This is a genomic window from Streptomyces sp. NPDC001858 (assembly GCF_053594615.1).
In genome coordinates this window covers 1-16,209 of sequence record NZ_JBSFEV010000082.1, presented here as the reverse complement: position 1 = coordinate 16,209, position 16,209 = coordinate 1, and the positions used below count along the sequence as shown (strand labels likewise).

The window sequence follows — 16,209 nt, the reverse complement described above, 5'->3', positions numbered from 1 at the left end:
TGCCCCAGCTCTTCGAGTCGGGCGTAAATGCCGCCGGGACCGGGGTTGGGTTCGGCGATCTGCGTACCGCGGGCGATGTCGAGCGGCAGGTAGGAGGTGGCGAACTCGACCGGACGCCCGTCGAGGAGGTAGCGGCGCCGACGTGCCAGGACTCGCCGCACGGACCCGAGCCGCGTGGAGATGTCCTGACTGGCCTTCTCCTCCTTGACCTCAAGGCTGTCGACCTTGGGATGACTGCCGACGGCATCGGCTTCGACGATGAACGCAGACTTCCCCTGCTCGCGGTGCCGCCGGGCGAACCTGTCCGAGGCGAGCCGTCGCACGGGCGGGCGCGGCCGGACGAAGACGCCCTTGCCGTGCTCGGCGTGCACCAGGCCCTCACCTTGGAGGATGGAGAAGGAGTTTCGGACCGTCATGCGGGAGACCCCGTAGTGGTCGACCAGCTCGGCCTCCGAGGGGAGCTTCTCGCCCTCCCGGAATCGCCCACGGTCGATGGCCTCACGCAGCTGGTCGGCGATCTGACGAAAGACCGCACGATCGCTCGTGGGGTCGAGATCACCGAGCAGGCCCGAAGAAAGAGGGCTCACGTGTGTACTCCTTTAGGTATCTAGACGAGTGGGCGAGTGCTTGTTGCTACGGTGGAGAGCCTAGCCATCCGAGAGGGCCGAGGAACGTGAGCACAGAACGCCCGCACTCCGTGAGCGTGGCCGGGGTCGTCGTCGACGACCAGGGCCGGGCCCTCCTGATCCAGCGCCGCGACAACGGTCACTGGGAACCCCCGGGCGGCATCCTCGAACGCGAGGAGACCATCCCCGAAGCCCTTCAGCGCGAGGTCCTCGAAGAGACCGGCGTCAAGATCGCGCTTCCCGCGACCCTCACGGGCGTCTACAAGAACATGACGGGGTTGATCGTCTCGCTGGTCTTCCGCTGCGAAGCGGCCGACGGCACGCCCATCACCGGCGACGAGACCAGAGCTCTGCGCTGGGTCACCCGTGAAGAAGTCTCCGAACTCGCCGACGAGGCGTACGCGATCCGCGTCATCGACGCATTGGACGCGGCGTCCCCGCCGGCCATCCGCGCCCACGACGGCGTGAAACTCGTCTAGTCCGAACCCGCTGCACATGGCGGCCTACCAGCATGAAGGAACTTGTATGCACGAGTATACGAGTACTGCCCGGGTCTGGGGACTGTCTTGCCCAGGTTTCCCGGAAGAGGTCAGCCGGGCCCGCCGCTGGACGCGCGACATCCTGCGCGGCTCCCCTTTTGCCGAAGACGCCGAACTGATCGTGAGCGAGCTCAGCGCGAACGCGATCCTCCACACGGCCAGCGGCCTGGAGTCCGGAAGCTTCCACCTGGCCGTAGCCGTCTCGGCGCAGGTGGTCGCGGTCTCGGTGACGGACGACGGAGGCACCGGCACGGCACCCAAGGCCGAGCACCAGGACCAGGACGCCGAACACGGCCGGGGCCTCGGCATGGTCAGCGCGATCGCCCATCGGGTCGTGATCCACGACAGCCACGGCGGTCACACGGTCACCGCGGAGCTCTTCACGGACGCACGACGAGGAGGGCACCCATGCTGAGGACGACGACCAGCCCCGGCTTCTGGTGCGAGTGCTGGACGGAAAGGCTGGACGGAGAGCAGCCGCCGGCCCTCTTCGGATCCTTCGACGCCTACTCAGCAGTCGAGGCGAACAACTGGGTGGCGACGATCCTGCGCACCATCTCACCGGCACTCGACACGGCTGCTTCCCAAGAAGCGTGGACGCGGCTCCACGATCACCGCATCGACACGAGACGAGCCCTTTTGCGCCGGGAGTCCTGGACGGTGTCCATCACCCACGTCAGCACACGCATCACATGGACAGTCCGACCAGCGCTCTTCCTGCCGATGGCACACCGTCAGGCCCTGGAACTTCCCTCGTGCGCGTACGATTTCAAGCCGCACAGGCCCCACAGGACCGACTGAGTTACAACTTTCTCTACTGGTTCAAGCACCCGTCGTCGCTTCGCTCCTCCGGGCGGGCGCGGGCGGCCGTCGGCGCCCGCGCTCATGTCTCCGCCCCGCTCGGCACCGACGGCCGCCCGCGCCCGCCCAAGAGGTAGGCACACGGGGCTTGAAGTCAGAACACGTTGTGGCTGGGGCGGTCGGCTCCACGGCTTTAGGCAGCCACTTTGGGGCGAGCCTCTAAGATCATGGCCCCAACGTCGTGCTTTACGGGCAGGTCCACAGACTGCCCGACTCGCCCTGAGCTTACGGGGCCATGATCACTCGCCCCAAAGCAGCTCCAGCCCAAAGCCGTTCCACCGACCGCGCGTACACTGCCGCTCGCAGCGCAAGGAATAGCCCATGGGGGGATTGCATGAAGGATGAATCGCGGGTTTTTGGGCGAATCGCGCAAAGATCGGTGTTCGTATTGATGTTGTGCGGCTTGGTGATCATCGCGATCTCTGCCATCGTCGACCTGCCTCAGATCAGTTGGCTCAGTTGGGCCCTGGTCCTCATTGGCTGCGTACTTCTGACTCTTGAGTGGCGACGTGTCTGGCATCGAAAGACCCCGTAAGGCGAAGCAGCAGCCTGAGCCCAGTCGGGAAGACACCCACCCAGGGACTGGTAGCAGATTTGTCAAGAGGAATCGGTCGGCTGACACCAACGCCTGACACCAACAGCCCCGGACAGCGGCGATCACCGCTGAACCCCAGCGGACGGTCAGCCCAGGACCAAGGCCGGTTGACCAACGTCGCCGACCCCCTGTGACCGACCTGATAAGGATGAGGCCACAGGTTCAAATCCTGTTAGCCCCACCAGCTGGAAGACCCCCGGTCCACATGGACCGGGGGTCTTTGCGTGGCGGGGTGGCAGCTGATCGGGGCGATCGCTGGGGCCGGTGCTGTGGGAAGTCCGGGCCTGGTGTGCGGAGTCGGGGGCGCATCGATCTCATGGCTGAGCCTGTCGACCGCGGAGCTGCCGGCCAAGGACGTTTCCCGGTGAACCGGTGATACCGGCCCATCGGCTGCGCTGCGCTGTGGAGCAGGCGGAGGCGGAGGCCGGGCAGGGGTGAGTGCACGGCGAAGGCCCGGTGGCTCCTGGGGAGCTGCCGGGCCTGCTCGTGCGGTCTGTACGCAAGTTCGCCGTCACGTCGGGGGCGGGAGCCCTCAGCGCTGCAGGGGGATGGCCGGCTCGGCCGGGTCCGCGGGGTCACAGGTGGCCGTGGCGAGCTCGGCCGATTCCGTGTCCGGGAGGCCGCGGTGGCGGCAGCTGGGGGACTTGCCGTGTGCCTCGGCGCGGATGCGCTGCTTCATCGTGGGGGGCAGTGAGCGGGTCTGGGACCAGAGCCAGGGGGAGGGGATCGTCGGCGAGGCCGAAGTGTGCGTGGTGGGCACACTCTCGCTCTTGTGTGCCGGCTCGGTCTGGGCCGCCGCCGTCGTGGCGGTCGTCGTGATGAGTCCGAGCGCCGTGCACAGCGCAAGGAAGGCGGTGACGATGGCGGTCCACAGCTTCATGACCCGGTTCTCGGTCATGGCCCCTCACTTTCGGGTTGGGCGATTTGCGTACTTTCCTCATGATGTGTATGGAGGGCGCGAAGTCGCGGACCGACGCTCGCGGCGTGGCGTTGTTCCGATGAACACCACTCGAATGGGTGCAAGGCGACCTGAAACGGGAGAAGAATGGACCAGGCGGGGCGAGAGGGGGTGAAAGTAACCCTCCGTGGAGATGTGATCACCCTCCGATCGGAGTGGTGTGATCCGCGGTGTGATCACCGCTACTGCGCTGCCGGGAACGGGAGTTGAGGGCCGGACGCAGGTCACCGATCGGTATCGGTCGGTGTGTATAGTCGGGCGCCAGAGGTCCCCTACGTCAAGGAAAGACGAGGTCGCGCGGTGAAGAAGCTTCTCCTAGTCGCACTGGCCGCCATCGGCGGGCTCCTTGTGTACCGCCAGATCCAGGCGGATCGCGCCGAGCAGGATCTGTGGACGGAGGCGACTGACTCCGTGCCCACGGGTTCGTGAGTACCGATACGAAGACTGAGAAGTCAGAACAGACCCCGGCCGCCGATCGCGGTCGGGGTTTTGTGTTGCGGATCCCCGGGCCTGCGGTTAGAGGCGGGCTTTTCGGACGCTCGTACGGAATGCGCGGGTGGCGCGCGCACCGGCGGGGCAGGATGGCCCACGTTCGGTCGAAGGCGAGGGGGCGGGTTCGATGGGCCGGCGTGCGGGGCGGACGCGGCGGACAGCGTGTAGGGGGCGTGCGGGGCGTGCGGGGCGTGAGAGGCGTGGGGCGGCCGGGTGGCGCGGGTGGCGGGTCCTCGCGCGGATCACCGCCGTGACAGCGGCGCTCTGCGCGTCGTCCGCTGCGCTGCCCGGTCCGGTCGCCGTGGCTGCGCCGGACGTCCCCTCATACGCCTTCGCCGACGACGTCCGCACCGCCGCGGCGGCGAGGGGCACGAGCGACGCGGTACGCCTGGAGCCCGGCGCGACCTACCGGAGTTCCCTGGAAGGCGAGAAGAAGGCCTACTACCGTCTCGAACTCGACGGCGCGTCGAACGCGTACGTCGGCGTGACGGCCGTCCCGCGCGCGCACGCCGAGCCGTCCGTCAGCGAGGGGATCAGCGTCTCCGTACAGGACTCCGACAGCGCCACCTGCTCCCGGGACTCGGTGATCGTCGGGGCGTCCAAGAGCCCGCAGCCGATCACGGCCTGGGGTGCGCGCGAGCTCCTGCCGGGCAAGGGGCTGTGCCAGGAGGCCGGGACCTACTACGTCGTCGTCGAGCGCACCGGCACCGGCTCCGCCTCCCGTGAGGACTCCGACGAGGACAGGACGGATCTCGCCTCCGCGGAGACCTGGGAACTGGAGCTCGCGGCCGTCTCCGAGCCGCCGCTGAAGAAAGCGGCCGCCACGAGCGTGCCCGAGGCCTGGGACTCCGCGACGCCCACGCCGCCCGTCGGCGAGCCGGCGACCGTCCGAGGCGGGGCCGGATTTGCAATGGCGACGACTCTGGAGCAAGGCGTCTGGAGCGACGAGATCGTCCCCGGGCAGACCCTCTTCTACAAGGTGCCCGTCGACTGGGGCCTTCAGCTGTCCGCCGCCGTCGACCTCGGCAGCGCGGACAAGACCTCCGGGTATGTGGTCGACGCCCTGGACATGACCCTGTACAACCCGGTGCGCGCCGAGGTGACGAACGCGAGTGTCGGGTACGGCGGCAGCCAGAAGTCGACCGCCCTGCCCGCCGTCCCGCCGGTCAGATACGTCAACCGGTACGCGCCCACCGACCCGACGAACTCTTTGCGGTTCGCCGGCTCGTACTACCTCGTGGTGCACCTGGCCGAGCAGGTCGACGAGCGTTTCGGGGACGGCCCCTACGGGCTGACCCTGCGCGTCGGCCTCCGCGGCAGCACACAGGACGCACCGGGATACGTGCAGCGGTCGGTGCCGCGTGGGTTCTTCGACGTCGGCGCGCCGGATCCGGAGCCGTCGGCGGGCGGGGGCGGGACCGGCGGCGACACCGCTTCGGGCGGCGGTGCGCCGGACGGCGACCCCGCGATGCGGGCGGTCGCGGTGGGCGGCATCGGCACCGGAAGCCTGTTGCTGTCGGTGCTCGGGGTCTGGACGCTGACCGCCCGGCGCAGGGCGGCGGCTCAGATCCGGGCCAACGCCCAGAATCCGACGGCGTAGCAGGCCAGCGCGAGCAGCAGCAACGGCACCGCGACCTTGGCCTGCGGGCCGGGACGCCCCCGGCGGACGGCCCGGTGCCCCCGCCGGCCGCTCTGCGGCGCGCTCGCCTGCGCGGTGTACGTGGCGGTGGCGACATCCGCGCGCGGCTGCCCGTACGCGGGCACGGGCACGCGGGAGACGGGCGTCGGCGCGTAGGCGGGGGGATGCGGGGTGGGGGTGTGCGTCGGGGTGTGCGTGGGGGTGGAGAAGGAGGCGGACGTCGGTTGCGGGGGCGGCAGGTGGAAGCTGCCGGTGTCCGACATGGAGGGGACGGCGACCGGGGCGGGAGCAGCGGTGGGGGCGACCGACTGCGGCCCCGAATGCGTGGGGCGGCGCGGGTCGGTCGGTATGGAGTCCGTTCCGGGCCACGACCGGCCGGTGCCGCTGCCGGTGCCGGTGTCCGTGCCGCCGCCGTCGGCTCGGGAGGGCAGGGCTCCGGTGCCCGAGTGGGCCGGATCCGGAGGGATGCGGGGGCGGGGCGGCAGGGAGACCCCACCCGCACCCGTGCCCATACCGGTAGGCACACCGGTACCCGTACCCGTACCCGTACCTGTGCCCGCACCCGCATCCCCACCCCGGATGAGTGTCGGCGCCGGTGTCGTCGGGCCTTGGGGGCCGAACCCCTTGGGCAGGGCGCCCAGTTGGTCGAAGATCTCGATCGTCTCGTCGTCCGGACCGGGCTCGGGCAGCAGCTCGACGGCTGCCGCGAGCGCCTTGCGCGCGCCCGTGGCCGTACGGAAGCGGGCCTGCGGATCCGGTTGCAGGAGGGTGGCCACGACCTGCCAGAGCGGCTCCGGGACGCTCTTGGGCGCGCTCGGGGTTCCGTGTTCGGCGAAGTACTCGATGAGCGCCTTGGCGTCCGGCTTGGCGCCCTCCAGCAGATACAGCGCGACCAGGCCGACGGCGAACAGGTCGGCCGGGAAGTCCGGGTCTGCGCCGAGCAGTTGCTCGGGTGCGAGGTAACCCGGCGTCCCCACCACGAGGTTGGTGTCGGTGAGCCGGGGCTCGCCGAGCCGCATCGCGATGCCGAAGTCGGAGAGCCGGAGCCGGGGCCGGCCCGTTCCGGTGGCCTCCAGCAGGATGTTGGCGGGTTTGATGTCGCGGTGCACGACGCCCTCCGCGTGGACCGCGGTGAGCCCGGAGAGCAGCTGGTCGAGCAGCGTGCACACGAACAACGGGGGCAGCGGGCCGTAGTCGCCGACGAGATGGACCAGGGAGCCGCCGGCGACCAGGTCCATGGTGAACAGGACCTTGTCGTCGTCGGCCGCCCAGCTGGCGGGCGCGAGGACATGGGGATGGTCGATCCGCAGCGCCTGCTCGCGGACGAACCGCAGCAGCGCGTGCGCGTCGCTCTGCTGGAGGACCTTGGCGGCGACATAGCGGCGGCGACGGTGGTCCCAGGCGCGCCAGACCGCACCGACCCCTCCGCGGCCGATCGGGTCGGCCAGTTCGTACCGTGCGGCGAAGACCTCACCCATGGCGGTGCCCTGCTCCTCCCCCTTGTCCCCGTGTCCCCTTCTCCCCGGGTCTCGCTGTCCCTCTCTGCTCTCTCGTCCCTCTCGTCCCTCTCGTCCCTCTCGTCTCCCGTCTTTCCTGTCTTTCCCGCTTCTCTCGCTTCTCTCGCTTCTCTCGGTTCTCCCCCGTTGCTACCCCCGTGATGAGCGATACGACCCCTGAATGGCCCTGAACGGCCCCCTAAGGGGCCTGCCCCCCGAAGCTGCCGACTGCCCGGCTGCCGAACCCCCTTCGGCGACCGGGCCGAGGGCTCAGCTCTGGTGGGACTGGTAGTGCGTGACCGCGTCGGAGGTACGGCCGGCGCCGTACACCCGGAGGAACTCTGCCAGTTCCGGGTGGGTCGGGGCGAGAGTGTCGGCGGCCTCGATGATGTCGCCCGCGGCGGCCACCGAGCGCAGCAGCGACTGGATCTCGCGGACGACCCGCTTGACCGTCGGCGCCCCTGAACTGCTCGTCGTCTGTGTGGTGTTGCTGAGCACCGAGCCCCCCTGCGACCGCTTGATCTCGTCCATGCGCTCGGTCGCCTCGGCGGCGCTGACGCTGCCGTCCGCGACCTGCGCCGCCAACTCCTGGAGCAGCTGCACTCGCTGCACCACGGCCGGGTTGCCGATCTTCGCCCGCTGACCGCTCATCAGCTGCGACAGCATCGGTGCCGACAGTCCCAGTACCCCCGCGAGACGAGCCTGGTTGAGGCCAAGATCGTCGATGAGCTTACGGAAGAGCGCCCCCAGCGGCTCCCCGTACCAGTTCCGCTGCAGTTCCCGCGCTCTCGCGGTCGCTTCCTGCTGTGCGGCGTCCATTGCGTCTCCCCATCGCTTCCCCAGAAACCGCGGTTCGCTGTAGCGAACCGCGTCCGAGCATCTTACGGAGAGTGGTCATCCGCGGGGACCCCCCATCTTTTTGCGAGATACCCCGGGTGACCCGGTACTCTGGTCTGCGGCGCCTGCCGGGAAGAGGTTTCTCCGGCCGGTCGTCTCTTGCGGGGCCTTAGCTCAGTTGGTAGAGCGCTGTCTTTGCATGGCAGATGTCAGGGGTTCGACTCCCCTAGGCTCCACGCACAAAACCCCTCCGACCTGCGGAAACGCAGGTCGGAGGGGTTTTTCGGGTTGGTGGTCGCTCAGCCGCGGTCCTCGCGCTTCGAGGCTTCCTCCTCGGCCTCCTTGGCCTGTACCTCGGGGTCCAGGACCGCGTCGTCGCCGCTGCCGTCCACGGAGGTCAGGCCGCCTGTGGCCGGTACCTCCGTGGCCGCCGGCGGCTCGACCAGCCAGTCCGGGTTGGCCTGTTTGTCCCACCACTTCCAGGCGGCGAAGGCACCGCCGGCGACGACGCCCAGCACCACGAGCGCCTTGGCGAGCTTGCCCGCCTTGGCCCGGCGCCGGTGCTTGCGCACCAGCTTCTCGATCTCTCTCGGCGTCACCTGGCCGCGCAGGGCTGCCAGCGCGGCGACGCCCCGGGCGGCGGCCTCGTCCCGGACGGGCCCGGCCGCGGCCACGGCCTGTTCGATCCTCGGCCGGGAGTAGTCGGCGGCCTGTCGTGCGGCCAGCCGGGCACGGGCGGCCGCCTCCTGTGCGGCCAGGTCGACCTTCGGCGGGACGTGTGTCTTGGCCAGTTCCACGCGCGGGGCGACATGGGCGTCGTACTGGACGCGGGCCTGGACTCGGGCTTGGTCGGCGGCCTGCGACACCTTGGGCGCGAGCCGCACACGGGCTTCCTGCGCGTAGAGCGCGGCCCGCTCCTTGGCCGTGTCGGCGTAGGGCGCCACCACTTCCGCGGCGTGCAGCACGCTGTCCTTCGCCGAGCCGGTCGCGGCGCGCACGCTGTCGATGCGGGTCACGGGTTCCTCCTCCTCGGTGGCGTACGGTATTTCGACTTTCCACCCTTTTACGGATCATGCCTGCCGACGCCCGTCCCGGCATGTGCGGACAGGCATACGGGTACTGATCGCGCGCTGGAACGGTGCAGATTCTGATCAATGCGAACAGTCGGGGCATTGGAAACAGAGCATCGACAGGGCGACAAAGCCGACGATGCCACGGATCGGCCCCGCCCGCTCCTGTCCAGGCCGACTCGGGTGCGATTCTGTTCCGGTCTGTTCCGGAACTGTCGGTTCCGATCGGGGGCGGGCCGTCCGGCCGTGCGGGCCGCGGGCCGTGCGAGGATCGGGGCGTCACAGGAAGACAACGGAAGGCAGATCGTGGCCGAGCAGCTGTACGCCACCCTGAAGACCAACCACGGCGACATCGAGATCCGGCTCTTCCCGGACCACGCCCCGAAGACGGTCAGGAACTTCGTCGAGCTCGCCACGGGTGAGCGCGAGTGGGTCAACCCGGAAACCGGCGTGAAGTCCACGGACAGGCTCTACGACGGCACGGTCTTCCACCGGGTGATCAGCGGATTCATGATCCAGGGCGGCGACCCGCTGGGCAACGGCACCGGCGGTCCCGGCTACCAGTTCGAGGACGAGTTCCACCCGGACCTGCGGTTCGACAAGCCCTACCTGCTGGCCATGGCCAACGCCGGCCCGGCCACCAACGGCTCGCAGTTCTTCGTCACCGTCTCCCCGACGGCCTGGCTGACCCGCAAGCACACCATCTTCGGCGAGGTCACCGACCCGGCCAGCCAGAAGGTCGTGGACGCCATCGCGACCACCCAGACCAACCCGCGCACCGACCGTCCGCTGAAGGACGTCGTCATCGAGTCGGTCGTCGTGGAGAGCCGCAAGGGCTGAACGGCGCCTTCGGGAACCATGCGCCCTGCTCGTCCGTAAGGATGAGCAGGGCGGTTCCTTTACGATCCGTTCCGACCGGATTCCTTTCATCCCATCCTTCCGGTCCACTTCGAACACGACGGGTCACGCGATCCGCACGCACTTGACTGGGGGAGTCCATGGACCAGGCGCCTGGCAGCCGACAGGACGACGCTCAGAGCGGCCTGCCCGTCTGCTACCGGCACCCCGACCGTGAGACCGGCATTCGCTGCACCCGCTGCGAGCGCCCGATCTGCCCCGAGTGCATGATCAGCGCCTCCGTCGGCTTCCAGTGCCCCAACTGCGTCCGCGAGGGCTCCGGCACGGGCCACGCGCCCGGCGCCTCGCAGCCGCGCACCATCGCGGGCGGCGCGATCGCGGCCGATCCCCACCTGGTCACCAAGATCCTGCTCGGGATCAACGTGGCGATGTTCGTGCTCCAGCAGGCTCTTGGCGACCGTTTCACCGACCGGCTCGACCTGATCGGCCGGGCGATCATGCCGGCGCTCGGGTACGGCGAGCTCCAGGGCGTGGCCGAAGGACAGTGGTACCGGCTGCTGACCTCGATGTTCCTGCACGGCAGCGTCATCCACATCCTGTCCAACATGCTCAGCCTGTGGTGGATCGGCGGCCCGCTCGAAGCGGCCCTCGGCCGGGTCCGCTACCTCACGCTCTACCTGGTCTCCGGTCTGGCCGGCAGCGCGCTCACCTATCTGCTCGCCGCGCCCAACGAGGCCTCGCTCGGCGCCTCCGGGGCGATCTTCGGGCTCTTCGGGGCGCTCGCCGTGCTGGTGCGCCGGCAGCGCTACGACATGCGGCCGGTGATCGCCCTGCTGGTGATCAACCTCGTCATCACCTTCGGCTGGGCCGGGATCGCCTGGCAGGCCCACATCGGTGGCCTGGTCGCCGGCGTCGTGGTCGGCGTCGGGATGGTCCACGCGCCTCGGGAGCGCCGGGCGCTCGTGCAGTTCGGGACGTGTGCCGTGATGCTGGCCGTCGTCCTGGTGGTGACGCTCCTGAGGACCGCTCAGCTCACCTGAGCGCACTGTTGTCCACAGTCTGTGTCGAATCTTGTGCACAACGTGCGGGAACAACTGTGCCCCCTGTCATCGACCCGCGTTTGCGCAGGTCGGGCAGGGGGCGAACAGTTTTTCGAGTGACGGTGACAGCCGGTAGTTACGTCACACCGGCGTCAACCCTCGATGAGTTATCCACAGATCGTCTTTCTTTTCCCCATGTGGAAAACCGCTGTGGATAACTCACGGAACAGCCGTGGGCAGAGCTACTTCCACGAGCTGTCCCGGCGCGCTACTTCCACTGCGTGGAGACGCCGAAGCCGGCCGCGATGAACCCGAAGCCGACGACGATGTTCCAGTTGTCCAGCTTGTCGATGGGCAGCGAGCCGTCGGTGACGTAGAAGACCACGATCCAGGCCAGCCCGACGAGGAACATGGCCAGCATCACCGGCGCGACCCACGCACGGCTGTTCAGCTTGATGGCGGTCGCCTGCTTCGCCGGGGGCGGCGTGTAGTCGGCCTTCTTGCGGATACGTGACTTCGGCACGAGGGTCTCTCCTGTCGATGCGCTGCGTGGCCGCGCAGAGTGCTGGGGTCGGGCTCGGGGGCTGCGTGCCAGGGGACTGAGGGGCTCCTCCGGGCGTCCGTTAGCGTAGTGCTTCTACGGCGCCGAAGGAGATAAGGGTACGTTGAGCAATTCTGCCGACTCCCCCCGGACGGGTTCAACGGGTTCACCCCCCGATCCCACCCCTGTTTCCCCTTCCGTTCCCTCAGCCGTCTCTTCCGCGGCTCCCCCGGCTGTCTCCGCCCCTGTGTCCGCGCCCGGATCCTCCTCCGTGTCCGCCCCCGGATCCTCCCTTGCGTCCTCCGCCGATCGCCGGGGCGGTTTCCGGCCCGTGCGGGTGCTCACCGTGGGTGTCTTCGCCCTCGCCGGGCTCCTCTTCTTCACCAGCTTCAACACCGCCAAGGGCACCAACATCCGCACGGACGCCTCCTTGCTGAAGCTGTCCGACCTCATCCAGGAGCGCAGCCAGAAGAACGGCGAGCTGGAGGGCGCGAACGGCGCCCTGCGCGACGACGTCGAGTCGCTGGCCGAGGCCGACGACGGCAGCACCGAGGCCCAGGACGACAAGCTCGCCGGGCTGGAGAAGGGCGCGGGCACCCAGCAGCTCAAGGGCAAGGCGATCACCGTCACGCTCAACGACGCCCCGCCGAACGCCACCGCCAAGCTCCCCGGCTACCCGGAACCGCAGCCCGACTACTTGGTCATCCACCAGCAGGACCTCCAGGCCGTGGTGAACGCGCTCTGGCAGGGCGGCGCCCAGGGCATCAAGGTCATGGACCAGCGGCTGATCTCCACCAGCGCCGTCCGCTGCGTCGGCAACACCCTGATCCTCCAGGGCCGCGTCTACTCGCCGCCGTACAAGATCCAGGCGGTCGGCGACCCGGAGAAGCTGCAGCAGGCGCTCGCGGACGCCCCGGCGATCCAGAACTACATGGTCTACGTGAATGTCTACGGCCTCGGCTGGAAAGTCACCGAGGACGGGGCGGTGACTCTGCCGGGTTACTCGGGCACAGTGGATCTGCAGTACGCCGAGCCCGTGGAGTAAGGCCTCGCGCGGGCCGTCGAGCGAGTCCTCAGTCGAGCGAGTCCTTATCGGGAGCCGCCGGTGCGGGTGATCGTCAGGACGTTCAGCGAGCTGTGCATCACCGTGGGCGCCGTCATCATCCTGTTTGTCGTCTACGTACTGTTCTGGACCGGTGTGCAGGCCGACCGTGTCATGGGCGACCAGATCGACGCCCTCCACGACCAGTGGGCCCAGCCGACCGCAGGGCCCGCCCCGGGCCCCGGCGCGAGCCCCAGCGCCACCGCGCAGCCGGCGCCGTACCGGAGCGGGAAGCCGTTCGCGGTCATGTACATCCCGCGTCTCGGTTTCACGTGGAACAAGCCGGTGCTCGAAGGCACGGCGACCGGCACCCTGAAGAAGGGGCTGGGGCACTACGCCGGGACGGCCCGGCTCGGGCAGACCGGGAACTTCTCCGTCGCAGGTCACCGCCGTACCTACGGCGACCCCTTCAAGGACTTCCCGAAGCTCCGGCGCGGGGACGCGGTGGTGCTGACGGACGGGACGACCTGGTTCACGTATCGGATCGACAAAGGCCCTTACAAAACCGTGCCCTCGGATGTCGAGGTGATCGACGCTGTGCCACGTAAGTCGGGGTATACGCGTCCGGGCCGGTATCTGACGTTGACCACGTGCGATCCGGAATGGGGGCACAGTCATCGGCTGATCGTCTGGGCGCATCTGGACTCCACACAGCCCGTGGAGGCAGGCGAACCGAAGGCTCTGCGCCGTTAGTCTGGTGGCGTACGGCGTGAGTCAGGAGCCGTGGTGCGACGGAAGGGACGGCATGTACGGCTGGATCTGGCGGCATCTGCCGGGAAACGCGTGGGTGCGGGCGCTGATCTCGATCATGCTGGTCGTGGCCGTCGTGTACGCGCTGTTCCAGTACGTCTTCCCGTGGGCCGAACCGCTGCTTCCCTTCAACGATGTGACGGTGGACAACCAGTGAGCGCGCGCATTCTCGTCGTCGACAACTACGACAGCTTCGTCTTCAACCTGGTTCAGTACCTGTACCAGCTGGGCGCCGAGTGCGAGGTCCTGCGCAACGACGAGGTCTCCACGGCCCACGCCCAGGACGGATTCGACGGCGTTCTGCTGTCCCCCGGCCCCGGTACGCCCGAGGAGGCCGGCGTCTGCATCGAGATGGTCCGGCACTGCGCGGCCACCGGGGTCCCCGTCTTCGGCGTCTGCCTGGGCATGCAGTCGATGCAGGTGGCGTACGGCGGTGTCGTCGACCGGGCGCCTGAGCTGCTGCACGGCAAGACCTCGCTGGTGGAGCACGAGGGCCGGGGCGTCTTCGCGGGCCTGCCGACCCCGTTCACCGCGACCCGCTACCACTCGCTGGCCGCCGAGCCGGCCACGGTCCCGGCCGAACTCGAGGTGACCGCGCGTACCCACGACGGGATCATCATGGGCCTGCGCCACCGTGAACTGCCCGTCGAGGGCGTCCAGTTCCACCCGGAGTCGGTGCTGACCGAGCACGGGCACCGGATGCTGGCCAACTGGCTGGTGGAGTGCGGCGACCAGGGCGCGGTGGCGAGGTCGGCGGGGCTCGCCCCGGTGGTGGGCAGGGCCACGGCGTGACCGCGCTGCGCCCCGAGCGCGAGGACTCGTACGGCACCGCGCCGTACGAGTCTTTCGGCGGTGACGCGTACGGCGCCGACCCCTATGCCGGGGAGCCGTACCAGCCGCCGATCGACGAGGAGACGGTGGCGCTGCGGATACCGCCGCCGCCCTCCCCGTTCGGCGGCGAGCCCATATCGGCCTCTGGGGCCTCAACGGCCGCTCCTCGCCCTGGCACCCCCGCGGGCGGACGTGCGGCCCGCAGAAAGGCCGCCAAGGGCCGTCGTGGGCGTCATGGGGGCCAGGGCGACGAGTCCGAGTCGTACAACGGGGCCGACGCGCCGTCCCAGGGCGAGCGGCGCCTGTCGCGCGTCGAGAGCCGCCGACGGGAGCGGGCCCGCAAGCCGAGCGCGGCCGTCGTCGCCAGCCGGGCGGTCGGCGAGGTGTTCATCACCACGGGCGTGCTGATGCTGCTGTTCGTCACCTACCAGCTGTGGTGGACGAACGTGCGGGCGCACGCGCAGGCGGACAAGGAGGCGAACAGCCTCCAGGACGACTGGGCGAAGGGCAAGGGCGCCCCCGGTGTCTTCTCGCCGGGGCAGGGCTTCGCCCTGCTGCACATCCCCAAGCTGGACGTCGTCGTGCCGATCGCGGAGGGCATCAGCAACAAGAAGGTGCTCGACAAGGGCATGGTCGGCCACTACGGCGAGAGCCCGCTGCAGACGGCGATGCCCGACGCGAAGACCGGCAACTTCGGGCTCGCGGGCCACCGCAACACGCACGGCGAACCGTTCCGGTACATCAACCGGCTCCAGGCGGGCGACGAGATCGTCGTCGAGACGCAGAACGAGTACTTCGTCTACAAGATGACGTCCTCGCTGCTGTCGACCGCGCCCAGCAACACGAGCGTCCTGGACCCCGTCCCGCCGGGTTCCGGGTTCACCGGGCCGGGCAGGTACATCACTCTCACCACCTGCACGCCGGAGTTCACCAGCAAGTACCGCTTGATCGTCTGGGGCAAGATGGCCGAGGAACGGCCGCGCAGCAAGGGCAAGCCGGACGCGCTCGTCGAGTAGGGCGTGCCGTCGAGCAGTCGAGTAAAGGCAGAGGAACGTGGCAGCGACCACCGGCGACACCGAGCACGAAGAGCACGCGCGCGTGGACGCGCCCGACACACCGCCGCCGCGCCGCGCGATCGGGCGGATCGCCTTCGCCGTCAGCGTCTTCGGCGAACTCCTCATCACCGCGGGCCTGGTGCTCGGCCTGTTCGTCGTCTACTCGCTGTGGTGGACGAACGTCGTCGCCGACCGGCACGCGGACCGGCAGGGCGACAAGGTGCGCGACAACTGGGCCCAGCAGGACACCGGTCCCGGCGCGCTGGACACCAAGGACGGCATCGGCTTCCTCCATGTGCCCGCGATGAACAACGGCGAGGTGCTGGTCGAGAAGGGCACGTCGTCGAAGGTCCTCAACGACGGCGTCGCCGGCTACTACACCGACCCCGTCAAGGCCGCCCTCCCGGCCAGCGGCAAGGAGGGCAACTTCACGCTCGCCGCCCACCGCGACGGCCACGGCGCGAAGTTCCACAACATCGACAAGCTGGAGAAGGGCGACCCGATCGTCTTCGAGACGCGGGACGACTGGTACGTCTACAAGGTGTACGCGGTCCTTCCCGAGACCTCGAAGTACAACGTCGAGGTCCTCGGCGCCGTCCCGAAGGAATCCGGCAAGAAGAAGGCCGGCCACTACATCACGTTGACGACCTGCACGCCCGTGTACACGTCCCGGTACCGGTACGTGGTCTGGGGCGAGCTGGTCCGCGTGGACAAGGTCGACGCGGACCGGACGCCGCCGAAGGAACTCGACTGAGCCGACGGACTTCGTCGCGGCAGCCCAGAAGAGCAGATGAAGAGCAGAAGTGCAGGGGCCCCGCCGGTCACGCACCGGGCGGAGCTCACAACGCGAGCAAGGCGATGATCCGGCCGTGCGTGCGCAGCAGGGCCTGTGTGTTCTCCTCGAACCGGTGCAGGGCCA

Annotated in this window: 19 protein-coding genes and 1 tRNA gene; 14 read left to right on the top strand and 6 right to left on the bottom strand. The window is 69.1% G+C overall.

What is annotated here, in order from left to right; all coding sequences use genetic code 11:
* Positions 1 to 587 (bottom strand): GntR family transcriptional regulator (locus ACWCPF_RS44830; protein WP_451043875.1); only part of this gene is annotated, 587 nt, incomplete at its 3' end.
* Positions 588 to 697: 110 nt separating this feature from the next.
* Here ACWCPF_RS44830 and ACWCPF_RS44825 point away from each other — a divergent pair.
* The 3 genes from ACWCPF_RS44825 to ACWCPF_RS44815 are packed head-to-tail and all read left to right on the top strand — an operon-like array spanning position 698 to position 1,966.
* Positions 698 to 1,105: an NUDIX hydrolase gene (locus ACWCPF_RS44825; RefSeq protein ID WP_451050924.1), complete on the top strand. Its 408-nt coding sequence runs from the start codon at positions 698 to 700 to the stop codon at positions 1,103 to 1,105.
* 46 nt (positions 1,106 to 1,151) lie between these two features.
* Entirely contained in the window at positions 1,152 to 1,580 is a 429-nt protein-coding gene (locus ACWCPF_RS44820) for an ATP-binding protein (RefSeq protein ID WP_451050923.1), read from the top strand.
* Entirely contained in the window at positions 1,574 to 1,966 is a 393-nt protein-coding gene (locus ACWCPF_RS44815) for a hypothetical protein (RefSeq protein ID WP_451050922.1), read from the top strand. The genes ACWCPF_RS44820 and ACWCPF_RS44815 overlap by 7 nt, the downstream gene beginning before the upstream one ends.
* 1,187 nt (positions 1,967 to 3,153) lie before the next feature.
* Here the strand turns inward: ACWCPF_RS44815 and ACWCPF_RS44810 are convergent.
* The gene (locus ACWCPF_RS44810; RefSeq protein WP_451050921.1) at positions 3,154 to 3,519 is read right to left on the bottom strand and encodes a DUF6344 domain-containing protein; all 366 of its coding nucleotides are present in this window, start codon (positions 3,517 to 3,519) and stop codon (positions 3,154 to 3,156) included.
* A 360-nt stretch (positions 3,520 to 3,879) separates the two neighbouring features.
* Here ACWCPF_RS44810 and ACWCPF_RS44805 point away from each other — a divergent pair, with 360 nt between their 5' ends.
* Both ACWCPF_RS44805 and ACWCPF_RS44800 read left to right on the top strand, forming a co-directional pair.
* The gene (locus ACWCPF_RS44805) at positions 3,880 to 4,008 is read left to right on the top strand and encodes a DLW-39 family protein (protein WP_003999697.1); all 129 of its coding nucleotides are present in this window, start codon (positions 3,880 to 3,882) and stop codon (positions 4,006 to 4,008) included.
* Positions 4,009 to 4,321: 313 nt separating this feature from the next.
* Complete coding sequence (locus ACWCPF_RS44800) at positions 4,322 to 5,671, top strand: hypothetical protein (RefSeq protein WP_451050920.1); 1,350 nt, start codon at positions 4,322 to 4,324, stop codon at positions 5,669 to 5,671.
* On the opposite strand, the gene ACWCPF_RS44795 is transcribed toward ACWCPF_RS44800, so the two are convergent.
* Positions 5,635 to 7,188 (bottom strand): serine/threonine-protein kinase, encoded by a 1,554-nt coding sequence (locus ACWCPF_RS44795; protein ID WP_451050919.1) that lies wholly within the window; start codon positions 7,186 to 7,188, stop codon positions 5,635 to 5,637. The genes ACWCPF_RS44800 and ACWCPF_RS44795 overlap by 37 nt on opposite strands.
* A 288-nt stretch (positions 7,189 to 7,476) precedes the next feature.
* Positions 7,477 to 8,025, bottom strand: coding sequence for a helix-turn-helix domain-containing protein (locus tag ACWCPF_RS44790; protein ID WP_351907552.1), 549 nt, complete (start codon positions 8,023 to 8,025; stop codon positions 7,477 to 7,479).
* A 181-nt stretch (positions 8,026 to 8,206) separates the two neighbouring features.
* On the opposite strand from ACWCPF_RS44790, the gene ACWCPF_RS44785 reads away from it, so the two are divergent.
* Positions 8,207 to 8,279 (top strand) — tRNA-Ala (locus tag ACWCPF_RS44785).
* Between the two features lie 63 nt (positions 8,280 to 8,342).
* Here ACWCPF_RS44785 and ACWCPF_RS44780 read toward each other — a convergent pair.
* Positions 8,343 to 9,059, bottom strand: coding sequence for a DUF5324 family protein (locus tag ACWCPF_RS44780; protein WP_451050918.1), 717 nt, complete (start codon positions 9,057 to 9,059; stop codon positions 8,343 to 8,345).
* Positions 9,060 to 9,419: 360 nt separating this feature from the next.
* On the opposite strand from ACWCPF_RS44780, the gene ACWCPF_RS44775 reads away from it, so the two are divergent.
* Together ACWCPF_RS44775 and ACWCPF_RS44770 are read left to right on the top strand one after the other, a co-directional pair.
* Positions 9,420 to 9,953, top strand: a complete 534-nt coding sequence (locus ACWCPF_RS44775) for a peptidylprolyl isomerase (RefSeq protein ID WP_451050917.1) — start codon at positions 9,420 to 9,422, stop codon at positions 9,951 to 9,953.
* 158 nt (positions 9,954 to 10,111) lie between these two features.
* On the top strand, positions 10,112 to 11,011 hold the full coding sequence (locus tag ACWCPF_RS44770) for a rhomboid family intramembrane serine protease (protein ID WP_451050916.1): 900 nt from the start codon (positions 10,112 to 10,114) through the stop codon (positions 11,009 to 11,011).
* 268 nt (positions 11,012 to 11,279) lie between these two features.
* Here ACWCPF_RS44770 and crgA read toward each other — a convergent pair whose 3' ends face one another.
* Positions 11,280 to 11,534, bottom strand: a complete 255-nt coding sequence (crgA, locus tag ACWCPF_RS44765; protein WP_314224803.1) for a cell division protein CrgA — start codon at positions 11,532 to 11,534, stop codon at positions 11,280 to 11,282.
* 289 nt (positions 11,535 to 11,823) lie between these two features.
* On the opposite strand from crgA, the gene ACWCPF_RS44760 reads away from it, so the two are divergent.
* Genes ACWCPF_RS44760 through ACWCPF_RS44735 form a run of 6 tightly spaced genes read left to right on the top strand, consistent with a single transcriptional unit; the run spans position 11,824 to position 16,044 of the window.
* Entirely contained in the window at positions 11,824 to 12,597 is a 774-nt protein-coding gene (locus ACWCPF_RS44760) for a DUF881 domain-containing protein (protein WP_451050915.1), read from the top strand.
* Positions 12,598 to 12,657: 60 nt separating this feature from the next.
* Complete coding sequence (locus tag ACWCPF_RS44755) at positions 12,658 to 13,347, top strand: class E sortase (protein WP_451050914.1); 690 nt, start codon at positions 12,658 to 12,660, stop codon at positions 13,345 to 13,347.
* Positions 13,348 to 13,363: 16 nt separating this feature from the next.
* A complete protein-coding gene (locus ACWCPF_RS44750; RefSeq protein WP_451050925.1) occupies positions 13,364 to 13,561 on the top strand; it encodes a hypothetical protein in 198 nt (65 codons plus the stop codon).
* On the top strand, positions 13,558 to 14,196 hold the full coding sequence (locus ACWCPF_RS44745; protein ID WP_053753870.1) for an aminodeoxychorismate/anthranilate synthase component II: 639 nt from the start codon (positions 13,558 to 13,560) through the stop codon (positions 14,194 to 14,196). The genes ACWCPF_RS44750 and ACWCPF_RS44745 overlap by 4 nt, the downstream gene beginning before the upstream one ends.
* Positions 14,193 to 15,251 carry a class E sortase gene (locus tag ACWCPF_RS44740; protein ID WP_451050913.1) on the top strand — a complete coding sequence of 353 codons (1,059 nt, stop codon included), beginning with the start codon at positions 14,193 to 14,195 and terminating at the stop codon, positions 15,249 to 15,251. Before ACWCPF_RS44745 ends, ACWCPF_RS44740 begins: the two co-directional genes overlap by 4 nt.
* Before the next feature lie 37 nt (positions 15,252 to 15,288).
* On the top strand, positions 15,289 to 16,044 hold the full coding sequence (locus ACWCPF_RS44735; RefSeq protein ID WP_451050912.1) for a class E sortase: 756 nt from the start codon (positions 15,289 to 15,291) through the stop codon (positions 16,042 to 16,044).
* Positions 16,045 to 16,209: the final 165 nt, after the last annotated feature.